General features: G+C 72.7%; 11 protein-coding genes. 5 read left to right on the top strand and 6 right to left on the bottom strand.

What is annotated here, in order from left to right; genetic code table 11:
• Positions 1-193: 193 nt before the first annotated feature.
• On the top strand, positions 194-1684 hold the full coding sequence (locus B9S64_RS12455; RefSeq protein WP_103493503.1) for an oligopeptide:H+ symporter: 1491 nt from the start codon (positions 194-196) through the stop codon (positions 1682-1684).
• Positions 1685-1853: 169 nt separating this feature from the next.
• On the opposite strand, the gene B9S64_RS12460 is transcribed toward B9S64_RS12455, so the two are convergent.
• Both B9S64_RS12460 and B9S64_RS12465 read right to left on the bottom strand, forming a co-directional pair.
• Positions 1854-2345 carry an ATP-binding protein gene (locus B9S64_RS12460; RefSeq protein ID WP_103493502.1) on the bottom strand — a complete coding sequence of 164 codons (492 nt, stop codon included), beginning with the start codon at positions 2343-2345 and terminating at the stop codon, positions 1854-1856.
• A gap of 193 nt (positions 2346-2538) precedes the next feature.
• The gene (locus B9S64_RS12465; RefSeq protein WP_028441249.1) at positions 2539-2907 is read right to left on the bottom strand and encodes an STAS domain-containing protein; all 369 of its coding nucleotides are present in this window, start codon (positions 2905-2907) and stop codon (positions 2539-2541) included.
• Positions 2908-3200: 293 nt separating this feature from the next.
• On the opposite strand from B9S64_RS12465, the gene B9S64_RS12470 reads away from it, so the two are divergent.
• A complete protein-coding gene (locus B9S64_RS12470; RefSeq protein WP_103493501.1) occupies positions 3201-4163 on the top strand; it encodes an RNA polymerase sigma factor SigF in 963 nt (320 codons plus the stop codon).
• A 140-nt stretch (positions 4164-4303) separates the two neighbouring features.
• Here B9S64_RS12470 and hutI read toward each other — a convergent pair whose 3' ends face one another.
• The 4 genes from hutI to hutU all read right to left on the bottom strand — a co-directional run bounded on the left by hutI (position 4304) and on the right by hutU (position 10015).
• Complete coding sequence (hutI, locus tag B9S64_RS12475; protein WP_103493500.1) at positions 4304-5476, bottom strand: imidazolonepropionase; 1173 nt, start codon at positions 5474-5476, stop codon at positions 4304-4306.
• Between the two features lie 89 nt (positions 5477-5565).
• Positions 5566-6936, bottom strand: coding sequence for a formimidoylglutamate deiminase (locus B9S64_RS12480; RefSeq protein ID WP_103493499.1), 1371 nt, complete (start codon positions 6934-6936; stop codon positions 5566-5568).
• Positions 6927-8141, bottom strand: coding sequence for an allantoate amidohydrolase (locus B9S64_RS12485; RefSeq protein WP_103493498.1), 1215 nt, complete (start codon positions 8139-8141; stop codon positions 6927-6929). The genes B9S64_RS12480 and B9S64_RS12485 overlap by 10 nt, the downstream gene beginning before the upstream one ends.
• 209 nt (positions 8142-8350) lie before the next feature.
• On the bottom strand, positions 8351-10015 hold the full coding sequence (gene hutU / locus B9S64_RS12490; protein WP_103493497.1) for a urocanate hydratase: 1665 nt from the start codon (positions 10013-10015) through the stop codon (positions 8351-8353).
• 214 nt (positions 10016-10229) lie between these two features.
• Between hutU and B9S64_RS12495 the strand changes: the two genes are divergently transcribed.
• Genes B9S64_RS12495 through B9S64_RS12505 form a run of 3 tightly spaced genes read left to right on the top strand, consistent with a single transcriptional unit; the run spans position 10230 to position 11934 of the window.
• Positions 10230-10634 (top strand): hypothetical protein, encoded by a 405-nt coding sequence (locus tag B9S64_RS12495; protein WP_103493496.1) that lies wholly within the window; start codon positions 10230-10232, stop codon positions 10632-10634.
• A complete protein-coding gene (locus B9S64_RS12500; RefSeq protein WP_103493495.1) occupies positions 10631-11431 on the top strand; it encodes a helix-turn-helix domain-containing protein in 801 nt (266 codons plus the stop codon). The genes B9S64_RS12495 and B9S64_RS12500 overlap by 4 nt, the downstream gene beginning before the upstream one ends.
• Positions 11432-11469: 38 nt before the next feature.
• Positions 11470-11934, top strand: coding sequence for a roadblock/LC7 domain-containing protein (locus B9S64_RS12505; RefSeq protein WP_103493494.1), 465 nt, complete (start codon positions 11470-11472; stop codon positions 11932-11934).
• The last annotated feature ends 55 nt before the right edge of the window (positions 11935-11989 follow it).

The raw sequence follows: 11989 nt of genomic DNA on the forward strand, positions 1-11989 counted from the left end.
GAGGACGCGTACCGGGCGTGGATCCCGGTGCGGACTGTCCCCGATGGCCTCGCGGCTCCCCCACGGAGCCGGCGGCCTGATCGAGAACCCCCTGAGGCGTCGGGGGCGGGGCGACGCCGTACCGGTGCCGGCCACCCCCCACCGGGCGCGTGACGCTCACGCGGCAGCGCGTCCCGACCAGCAAGGATCGACCATGGCGTCAAGCCTGACGAAGGACTCGGCCGGTACGGCCGGCCCCCAGAAGACCTTCTTCGGCCACCCCCGCGGCCTGGCCACTCTCTTCATGACGGAGATGTGGGAGCGCTTCAGCTACTACGGCATGCGTGCCCTTCTCCCGCTCTACCTGATCGCGCCCAACGGGCTCCACATGAACCCGGCCACGGCCACGGCGATCTACTCGGTCTACCTGTCGCTGGTGTACCTGCTCGCCATGCCCGGCGGCTGGTTCGGCGACCGGGTCTGGGGCCCCCGCAAGACGGTCGCCGTCGCCGGTGGCGTGATCATGCTCGGCCATCTGACGCTGGCCCTTCCGTCCCAGGGCACGTTCTTCGCGGGCCTCGGCCTCGTGGCGATCGGCTCCGGACTGCTGAAGTCGAACATCTCCACGATGGTCGGCCACCTCTACGACGGCCCGGACGACCCGCGCCGCGACGGTGGCTTCACGATCTTCTACATGGGCATCAACGTCGGTGCCTTCGCCGCGCCGCTGGTCATCGGCACCATCGGTGAGAGCGTCAACTGGCACCTGGGCTTCGCGCTGGCCGCGGTCGGCATGGGGCTGGGTGTGGCCCAGTTCCTCATCGGCACCCGGCACCTGAACCCGCGCAGCCTGGTCGTCCCCAAGCCGCTGTCCGCCGACGAGCGCGCCTCCACGCTGCGCAAGGCGATGATCTGGCTGGGCGTCGCGGCCGTCTTCTACGTCGGCGCGGTCGCCACCGGCGTCTACACGCTGAACTGGCTGCTGGTCCCGATCACGATCGCCGGCCTGGTCATCCCGGTGATGGTCCTGACGCGCATCAAGCGCGACAAGGAGCTGAGCGACACCGAGCAGGCCAAGATGTCCGGCTACATCTGGTTCTTCGTGGCCGCCGCGCTGTTCTGGATGATCTACGACCAGGGCGGTTCGACCCTGGCGATCTTCGCGGACACCTCCGCGAAGAACTCGGTCCTCGGCTGGGACTTCCCGGTCTCCTGGTACCAGTCGGTCAACCCGGTCCTGATCATGGCGCTCGCCCCGCTCTTCGCCGCCTTCTGGCTGGCGCTCAACCGGCGGGGCAAGGAGCCCAGCACGATCGTGAAGTTCAGTTCCGGTCTGGTCCTGGTCGGAGCGTCGTTCTTCCTCTTCCTGGCACCGCTGACCATCGCGGGCGACGGCCACAAGGCCGCCGCGATGTGGCTGGTGGCGATCTACTTCGTGCAGACCGTGGCCGAGCTGACGCTCTCCCCGGTCGGCCTCTCGGTCACCACGAAGATGGCCCCGGCCAAGTACGCGAGCCAGATGATGGGTGTCTGGTTCCTGGCGGTCACCGCCGGCGACTGCACCACGGGGCTGCTCTCCATCGCGGGCGTCGAGCTCAACGGCACCGGGGTGGTGGCGCTCCAGGCGACCCTCGCCGTCCTCGCCGGTGTCGCGATCTTCGTGTACCGCGGCAAGGTCAAGGCCCTCATGGGCAACGTCCGCTGACGCGGGCGACGTACGGGCGAAGGGGCCGCCGCACCGATCCGGTGCGGCGGCCCCTTCGCCGGTGACGGGCGGGCCCGGAACGCCTAAGGGGCGCGCCGGTGGTGTACCGGCGCGCCCCTTCCTGGCGTCCTTGCTTCCGCGCGCCCCTCGACGGCCGCGCGGACGACGGCTACGCGGGTGCCGCGAGCTCCGCCCAGACGGTCTTGCCCGGCGCGTCCGGGGTACGGGTGACCCCCCAGTCCAGGCAGAGCCGCTGCACGATGAACATGCCGTGCCCGCCGGGCCGCCCCGCGCGGTGCGGCGTACGGGGCGCGGGCTGCCCGGCACCGCGGTCGACGACCTCGACCCGCAGCACCTTGGGCGAGCAGGCGATACGGAGCTCTTCGGGTCCGTCCGCGTGCAGACAGGCGTTCGTGACGAGCTCGGAGACGACCAGCAGCACGTCCTCGGCCGCCGCCCTGCGGTCGGCGCCCACGGCGGGCAGCCAGCCCCAGTCGTGCAGCGCCTGCCGGGCGAAGTCCCGCGCCGTCGGCACGATGCCGGTGGCCTGTCGCAGCGAGAGGGTGCGCCACCGCCGGTCCGCAGGTACGGCGGAGGCGGTGCCCCCACCGTCCGGCTCGCGGCCGAGGCCGCCCGGCGGATGCTGCCGGGTGGTGCTCATCAGCGCTTCACCTCACCGATTCACCGTGTTGCCACGAACAGATAATGGTCAGATACAGAGTGTGCGGGTTCCGTGACCCCGACGAGGTGTCTTCTGCCCGAGCGGATCAGGACGACACGTATCTCGTCTACGCCGAGAGCGTGACGCGAGCGACGCGCGGGGCGTCCGGGTCCCGTGGGCACGGATCCCCCCGTCAGTCGCTCAGAGCGTCTTCGAGTGAGGCATGGACGGTGAAGACCGCCTCCGCCCCCGTGATCTCGAAGACACGAGCCACCACGGGCTGCATTCCGGCCAAATGAACCCCTCCCCCGGCCGCCTCCGCCTTGAGGCGGGCACCGAGCAGCACGTTGAGCCCGGTGGAATCACAGAATTCGAGTCGCGAGCAGTCGACCACCAGGCGCGCGCGCCCCTGCTCGACCGCGCTCTCCAGGGGTTCCCGCAGGAGATCGGCGGTGTGGTGGTCCAGCTCACCCACCGGCGTCACGACCTCGCTGCGCCCCTCGGTCCGGACCTCGACCTGAAGCCGACCCCGGTTCGCACTGCCGACCGTCCCGCGGTCCATGCCCGTCCCTCTTCGCCGTCCGTCACTGTCCGCAGCACCCTGTGCACGGTTGTCCGCGCGGCTTTTGCCGACGTCCGTGAAACATTACGCGTTTCCCTCGCCACACGGTAGTCGGAGAACTCAACAAAGCGGACATATAGGCGTAATTGGCGCTTGTAACTCGTGGCTGGAACCGGGTATGGGTAGAAGGGTCATCTCTCATCGGAAACTCGACCGGCTTCGGAGGCGCCGCTTCACCGCAGGAACACGTATGGGCATCGGCAGCCATATGCCGAGAACGATGGAGGAGAACCATGTCACCCCGGCTCGACGTATCGCGTACCCACGTCGCGACGTCGGCATGTCCTCAGGGACCGACCGATTCCGACTCCCCCGCCGCGAGCGCCGTCCCCGGCCCGCGCACCGGTGTCGCCCCCGGCGACGCCTACGGCCTTCCCCTTCCGGGTGAGGGCCTTGAGGGTCTCCCCGAGATCCCTCCCTACGACGAGATCGGCGCCATCGACGCGCGGGCTCTGTCGAAGACCCTCTTCGCACGGCTCGAAGTCCTCGAAGAGGGCACCCACGAATACGCCTACGTCCGCAACACCCTGGTCGAGCTCAACCTCGCCCTGGTCAAGTTCGCGGCCGCCAGGTTCCGTTCGCGCAGCGAACCCATGGAGGACATCGTCCAGGTCGGCACGATCGGCCTGATCAAGGCCATCGACCGCTTCGAGCTCAGCCGCGGCGTCGAGTTCCCGACCTTCGCGATGCCCACGATCATCGGCGAGATCAAGCGCTTCTTCCGGGACACCAGCTGGTCCGTGCGCGTCCCGCGCCGCCTCCAGGAGCTGCGCCTCGACCTCGCCAAGGCGGGCGACGAGCTGGCCCAGCGGCTGGACCGCGCCCCCACCGTGGTGGAGCTGGCCGAGCGCCTCGGCATCACGCACGAGGAGGTCGTCGAGGGCATGACCGCGAGCAACGCGTACACCGCGAGCTCGCTGGACGCCAAGCCCGAGGAGGACGACGCCGAGGGCGCGCTGGCGGACCGCCTCGGCTACGAGGACAACGGGCTCGAGGGCATCGAGTACGTGGAGTCCCTGAAGCCGCTGATCGCCTCGCTGCCGCCGCGCGACCGCATGATCCTCTCGCTGCGGTTCGTCGCCAACATGACGCAGTCCGAGATCGGCGAGGAGCTCGGCATCTCGCAGATGCATGTGTCCCGGCTGCTCTCCCGCACCCTGGTCAAGCTCAGGAAGGGCCTGACCGTCGAGGAGTGAGCGCCGACGCGTGAACGGCCGCCCATGGCACGGTCGTCACGGCTTTGCGGAAGGACCCGCCCCCGCCGGGCGGGTCCTTCCGCATGTCCGGGGCGGCGCGGTCCTCCGGCGGGTCCGGGGCGGCGGCGGGATCCGGAGGGTCACCTCACCCGTTCCCCGCCCCTCCAGACCGCGTGGGTCAGCGGCACACCCGGGCGGTAGGCCAGGTGGACGTGGCTCGGGGCGTCGAGCAGCACGAGGTCGGCGCGGGCGCCCGATGTGACGCGTCCGACGTCGGTGCGGCGCAGCGCGGCGGCGCCGCCGGCCGTGGCGGACCAGAGCGCCTCGTCCGGGGTCATGCCCATGTCCCGTACGGCCAGGGCGACGCAGAACGCCATGGACGAGGTGAACGAGGAACCCGGATTGCAGTCGGTGGACAGGGCGACGGTGGCGCCCGCGTCCAGCAGCCGCCGGGCGTCGGGCCAGGCGGCACGGGTGGAGAACTCCGCGCCCGGCAGCAGGGTGGCGACGGTGTCACCCTGGCCGAGCGCGTCGAGGTCGTCGTCCGTGAGGTGGGTGCAGTGGTCGGCCGAGGCGGCGCCGAGCTCGACGGCGAGCTGGACACCGGGGCCGGGGCCGAGCTGGTTGGCGTGGACACGGGCGCGCAGTCCCCTGGCCAGGCCGGCGGTGAGCACCGCGCGGGCCTGGTCGCCGTCGAAGGCGCCCCGCTCGCAGAAGACGTCGATCCAACGGGCGTACGGGGCACAGGCGTCCAGCATCGGCCCGGTGACCAGGTCCACGTAACCGGCGGGGTCGTCGGCGTACTCGGGGGCGACGATGTGGGCGCCGAGGTAGGTGACCTCGTCGGTGTGGGCGGCGGCGATCCGCAGGGCCCGCGCCTCGTCCCGCACGGTCAGGCCGTAACCGGACTTGGTCTCCAGGGTGGTGGTGCCCTGGTGGAGCGCCTCGGCGAGGTAGCGGGCGACGTTGGCGGACAGCTCCTCGTCGGACGCGGCGCGGGTGGCGGCCACGGTGGTGCGGATGCCGCCCGCGGAGTAGGGCCGGCCCGACATCCGGGCGTGGAACTCCTGGGTGCGGTCGCCGGAGAAGACCAGGTGGGAGTGGGAGTCCACGAAGCCGGGGACCATGGCCCGGCCGCCCGCGTCGACGGCGTTGTCAGTGGCGGGTGCTTTGCTCGTCTCACCGGTCCACACGACACGGTCGCCGTCGATGACGACGGCCGCGTCCTGGATCAGGCCCAGGGGGGTCCCGTCTCCGAGGGAGGGGTCGTTGGTGACCAGAGTGGCGATGTGGGTGACGGCTGTCGTCGTCATCGGGGGGCAGCTTTCGTCGGGTGCGGCGAGGTGGTGTGCGGTCGTGGGCGGGGCCGTCCGCGGCCTCGTCCGTGCGGGTGGCCCGCGGGTCAGCCGTACACGGCGGCGACGGCCGAGGCGAGGGCCTGCGGCACGTCCGGGATCCGGGTGTGCTCCCCGTCCCGGACGATGTGCCGGCCCGCCACGACCGTGTGCCGTACATCGGCGGCGGAGGCGGCGAATACGGCGACCTGGGCGGCCATCCTGGGCACCGGCCCCGCTGTTCTGACGGAGTCCAGCGCGATGGTGGTGAGGTCGGCCGCCGCACCCGGTTCCAGCCTGCCCGCGTCGGGGCGGCCGAGCGCGGCGTGCCCGTCCGCGGACGCGGCCCGCAGCAGGGCGGCCGCGGTCCAGTGGCCGCGGGCGCGGGTGCGCAGCCGTTCGTCGAGCTCCATCGCGCGGGCCTCCTCGAAGAGGTCGATCACCGCGTGGCTGTCGCTGCCGAGCGACAGCGGGGAGCCGGCGCGCTGGAGGGCTGCGGCGGGGCCGATGCCGTCGGCGAGGTCGCGCTCGGTCGTGGGGCACATGCAGGTGCCGGTCCCGGAGGAGCCGAGCAGGTCGATGTCCTCGGCCGTCAGATGGGTGCTGTGGACGGCGGTGGTGCGCGGGCCGAGCACCCCGTGGTCGGCGAGGAGGCGGGTGGGCGTGCACCCGTGGGCGGCGGCGCAGGCGTCGTTCTCCGCGGTCTGCTCGGACAGGTGGACGTGGAGGGGTGCCTCGCGCTCCCGGGCCCAGGCTGCGACGGTCGCGAGCTGCCCGGCCGGGACGGCGCGCACGGAGTGCACGGCGGCGCCGATCAGGGCGTGGCCGCCGCCCTTGAGGAGGGAGGCGCGTTCGGCCCAGGCCTCGGCGGTGGTGTCGGAGAAGCGGAGCTGATGGTGGTTCGGCTTCTCACCGAACCCGGCGGCGAGGTAGGCGGTGTCCAGCAGGGTGATGCGGATGCCCGCCTCGTCCGCCGCCGCGATGAGCGCCTCGCCCATCGCGTTCGGGTGGTCGTAGGGCGTGCCTCCGGGCCCGTGGTGCAGATAGTGGAACTCACCGACGGAGGTGATGCCGGCCAGGGCCATTTCGGCGTACGTGGCGCGGGCCAGGTCGTAGTAGGTGTCGGGGGTGAGCAGGGCGGCCACCCGGTACATCAGCTCACGCCAGGTCCAGAAGGTGCCGGCGCCCGCCTGGGTGGTGGAGCGCAGGGCGCGGTGGAACGCGTGCGAGTGCGTGTTGGCCAGCCCCGGGAGGGTCAGTCCGCGCAGGGCGGTGGCACCGGGCGGCGGCGCGTGGACGCCCGTGCGGACGGCGGCGATGCGGCCGCCCGCGACGTCCAGGACGACACCCGGCTCGACATGGGTGCCGAGCCAGGCGTGGGAGGCCCAGTAGGTGGCGGTGACCGGGGCGCCGCCCGTCGGCGGTGGTGTCAGCTGCACGCGAGACCTTCCAGTACGTCGGCGAGCGCGGTTACCCCGGCCGCGCAGTCGTCCTCGTCGGCGTGCTCGGCCGGCGAGTGGGAGACGCCGGTGGGGTTCCGTACGAACAGCATGGCCGTAGGCACGGAGGCGGACAAAATACCCGCGTCGTGGCCCGCTCCGGTGCCGAGTACGGGCACGGCGCGGCCCGTGTCGCCCGGATCGCGGCCGTCCAGCAGCCGGCGGATCTCGTCCCGCAGCGCGTGCCGGAACTCCACGACGGGCGTGAAGGACTCCCGGACGACGTCGAGGTCGATACCGGCCGTGGCGGCGTGCTCCCGGGCGGCCCGCTCGACGGCGCCGACGAGGGTGTCGAGGGTGTCCTGGTCGGCGGCCCGGGAGTCGAGCCAGCCGCGCACGAGGGAGGGGATCGCGTTGACCCCGTTGGGTTCGACGGCGACCTTGCCGAACGTGGCGAGACCTCCGGCGAGTTCGGCCTCCCGCCGGGCGGCCAGCACCGTCTCGGCGTACGTGAGCATCGGGTCGCGCCGGTCCGCGAGGCGGGTGGTGCCCGCGTGGTTGGCCTCGCCCCGGAAGTCGAACCGCCAGCGGCCGTGCGGCCAGATGGCGGAGGCGACGCCGACCGGGTCCCCGCCGATGTCGAGGGCGCGCCCCTGCTCCACGTGGAGTTCGACGAACGCGCCGACGCGGGCGAGCCGTTCGGGGTCGGGGCCGATGGTCCCGGGGTCGTGTCCGGCCGCCTCCATGGCTTCGGGCAGCGAGACGCCGTCCTGGTCACGGAGGCGCCACGCCGCCTCGGGGGTGAGCTGCCCGGCGGCGAGCCGGGAGCCCACACAGGCGAGGCCGAAGCGGGCCCCCTCCTCGTCACCGAAGTTGGTGACGGCGAAGGGCCTGACGAACTCCGCCCCCCTGCGGCGGAGTTCGTCGAAGGCGGCGAAGGAGGAGACCACGCCGAGCGGCCCGTCGAAGGCGCCGCCGTCCGGTACCGAGTCCAGGTGGGACCCGGTGACGACGGCGTCCCCGGCCGAGGGGTCGCCGTACCAGGCCCACTGGTTGCCGTTCCGGTCGGTCTCGTGGGTGAGCCCGCGCGCCTCGGCCTGCTCGCGGAACCAGGTCCGGCACTCGGTGTCGGCGGCGGTCCAGGCGTACCGGCGGTACCCGCCGCTGCCCCGGTGGCGGCCGATCGGGGCGAGATCCCGCCACATCGCCTGGAACGAGGCCCCGGCCCCACCGGAACGGCCACCCGTGCCGCCGCCGGCCCCGTTGCCCGCCCCCGCGCCGCCCGGACGAGCGGGCGCGTTCCCCGTACGCCCGCCCGTGCCGTCCGCCGCGCCGCTGTCCGCCCCGCCGGCCGGACGGGCGGGCGTGCTCCCTGTGCGTCCGCCCGGACGGGCGGGCGCGCCCTCCGGGGGCGTCACGACTGCTCCCCCTCGGTCATCGGCACGCGTACGCCCTTCGCCTCCGCGACGGACCCGGCGGTGTCGTACCCGGCGTCGACGTGCCGGATGACTCCCATGCCGGGGTCGTTCGTGAGCACCCGGCGGATCTTCTCGCCGGCCAGCTTCGTGCCGTCGGCGACCGTGACCTGTCCCGCGTGGATGGAGCGGCCCATGCCGACCCCGCCGCCGTGGTGCAGGGACACCCAGGACGCCCCCGACGCCACGTTGACCATGGCGTTCAGCAGCGGCCAGTCCGCGATGGCGTCGGAGCCGTCGAGCATCGCCTCGGTCTCCCGGTACGGCGAGGCGACCGAGCCGCAGTCCAGGTGGTCGCGCCCGATGGCCAGCGGGGCGGCCAGTTCCCCGCTCGCCACCATGTCGTTGAACCGCTCCCCCGCCCGGTCGCGCTCCCCGTAGCCCAGCCAGCAGATCCGTGCCGGCAGCCCCTGGAAGTGGACCCGCTCGCCGGCCATCCTGATCCAGCGGTGCAGCGACTCGTTCTCCGGGAAGAGCTCCAGCATCGCCCGGTCCGTCTTGTGGATGTCCGACGCCTCACCGGAGAGCGCCGCCCACCGGAACGGCCCCTTCCCCTCGCAGAAGAGGGGCCGGATGTACGCCGGTACGAAGCCCGGGAAGTCGAACGCCCGCGTGTACCCGGCGAGCTGGGCCTCGCCCCGGATGGAGTTGCCGTAGTCGAAGACCTCGGCCCCGGCGTCCATGAAGCCCACCATCGCCTCGACGTGCGCCGCCATCGACTCACGGGCCCGCCGGGTGAAGTCGGCGGGCTTCTCGGCCGCGTACGCCGCCATGTCGTCGAAGTCGACCCCCACCGGCAGATAGGCGAGCGGGTCGTGGGCGCTGGTCTGGTCGGTGACGATGTCCACCGGCGCGCCCTCGGCGAGCATCCGGGGCAGCAGCTCGGCGGCGTTGCCCAGCAGGCCGATGGAGAGCGGGCGTCGCGCGTCCCGTGCCTCGACCGCCAGGTGGAGCGCGTGTTCCAGGGAGTCGGCCCGGACGTCCAGGAAGCGGTGCTCGATGCGGCGTTCGATGGCGCGCGGATCGCAGTCGACGCAGAGCGCGACGCCGTCGTTCATGGTCACGGCGAGCGGCTGGGCCCCGCCCATGCCGCCGAGCCCGGCTGTCAGCGTGATGGTCCCGGCCAGAGTCCCGCCGAACCTCTTCGCGGCGACGGCGGCGAACGTCTCGTAGGTGCCCTGGAGGATGCCCTGGGTCCCGATGTAGATCCAGGAACCGGCGGTCATCTGGCCGTACATGGTGAGCCCGAGCGCCTCCAGCCTGCGGAACTCCTCCCAGTTCGCCCAGTCGCCCACCAGGTTGGAGTTGGCGATGAGGACGCGCGGCGCCCACTCGTGGGTCTGCATCACGCCGACCGGCCGCCCCGACTGGACGAGCATCGTCTCGTCCTGCTTCAGCGTCCGCAGCGTACGGACCATGGCGTCGAAGGAGCGCCAGTCGCGGGCCGCCTTGCCCGTGCCGCCGTACACGACCAGCTTGTCCGGGTGCTCGGCGACCTCGGGGTCGAGGTTGTTCTGGAGCATGCGCAGGGCGGCCTCCTGCTGCCATCCCAGGGCGCTCAGTTCCGTACCGCGCGGTGCCCGTACGGGGCGGGGTCCTGACATGGGAGGTGCCTCCTCGCGACTGTGACTGGACTATTCACATCCTGATGCCATGAATACTCCTAGTCAACAAGGCGGCTCTCCCCCGCCCACCTGCCCGGCCTTTACACGACCTATCGCATGTACCTGTGGAAAATGCCAGAACTCCCGCCGGGCGCGAGCACGTTGCGTAGCCTCTCCAACACAGCCGGACGCCACGTCGGGAGGGGAGACAGCCGTGCCAGGAATCGACGAGTGCCTGCTCGACGTCATGAGGCTGCCGGGTGCCCGCGGCGCCGCGGTCGTCGACTGGACCAGCGGCCTCGCCCTCGGCACCATCGGCGAATCACCCAACGGCGACCACGAGGCGACGGCCGCGGAGACCGCCGAGGTGGCGCGGATGGCCGCCGAGCAGCCGGTGTTCGCCCAGGACCCGGGCCCGCACGACCCCGCCGCGCCACCCGTGCCCGCCGTCGAGGACGTCATCGTGACCACCGCGCTCGGCTACCACATCCTGCGCTTCGTGGAGACGGCGTTCGACAGCAGCGTCTTCCTCCATCTGTGGCTGGACCGCTCGGAGGGCAACCTCGCCCTCGCCCGCATCAAGCTCGGCGAGATCGCGGAGCGGCTGGTCCTGGCATGAGACCCACCGCGACCGCCCGCCCGGAGACACCCGGGCAGACCGTCCTCTCCCCGATGCTCCAGCGGCTCGCGGCGGAGCGTGCCACCGGCGCCCTGACCCGCGACCACGGCATCCTCTACCTCGCCGACGGCCAGGTGGTGCACGCCGAGAGCCCCGCCACCCCCGGCATCGACGTCCTGCTCACCACCGGCGGCGCGTTACGCAGCGACGGCTGGTGGGACGCGGTCGCCCAGGCCGGCGCCGGGCAGCGGGTCGGCCGCTACCTCGTGGACAGCGGGCGGATACCGGGCGGCGCACTGGAGCTGTGCCACCTGGGCGCCTTGTACGACGCGGCCTTCTTCGCCCTCGCCCCCACGAGCGCCCCGGCCCGCTTCCGGTACGGCGTACGCCACTGGATCGGCCCCGTCCGCCCCGTCCCCGTGGACGCCGTGCAGCGCGAGACGCTCCGGCGCCGGGAGCTGCTGGACCGGATCTGGCCCGACGCGCGCACCGACAGCGCCCCTCTCGCCCCCACCGCCGGGCCCGTCGACACACCGGTGCCCCCGCGCCAGCGCCGTGTACTGGACCTGGTGGACGGCGTACGCACGGCCACCGACATCGCCCAGGAGCTGGGCCGCTCCGCCTTCCACATCCTGGTCGACCTGCGACGGCTCGCGGCGGCCGGGCTGGTCGAAACGATTCGCCCCGCCTCGTCCGGGCCGGGCCACCCGGCAGGCCGGATCGACTTCCCCGAGGTCACGGCCGATCCCGACGTCGCCCTGCTGCGCCGGCTCCGAGACGCATTGGAGGCCTTGTGATACGCGCGCTCAGACAGCGTGCCGGGAGGAGACAGCTGATGGTGCCCGAACCCGATGTGCGGGACGTCCTCGACGAACTCATGCGGTTACGGGCACGGGTACCGCTCCTGACCGGCGCCCTGGCCGCCAGCACCGACGGGCTGATCGTCGCCCAGGACACCCCGGGCATCGAGGCCGAGGGCGTCGCCGCCCTCACCGCCGCCGCCCTCGGGGTCGCGGTCCGCATGACGGACGCCACCGGCCGCGGCGGCTTCCGGGAGCTGCTGATCCGAGGCGGCAGCGGCTACATCGCCACCTACGCGGCGGGCTCCTCCGCCGTGCTGACCCTCCTCGCCGAGGACCGCATCAACGTCGGCCGGCTCCATCTGGAGGGCCGCCGCTCCGGGGCCCGGATCGGGGAGGTCGTCGACGCCACCCTGGAACGCGCCGAACGCGCCGCGCCCCCGCAGCCCCCCGCCCGGCCCGGTGCACTGCCCCGGCGCCCCGCGCCCGACACCACCTGACCTCCGTGACGCCACCCGGCACACATCGGCAGACCGGCACCTCAGCCGGAAAACG

It is taken from the genome of Streptomyces sp. SM18, from assembly GCF_002910775.2.
In the GTDB taxonomy this organism is placed as follows: domain Bacteria; phylum Actinomycetota; class Actinomycetes; order Streptomycetales; family Streptomycetaceae; genus Streptomyces; species Streptomyces halstedii.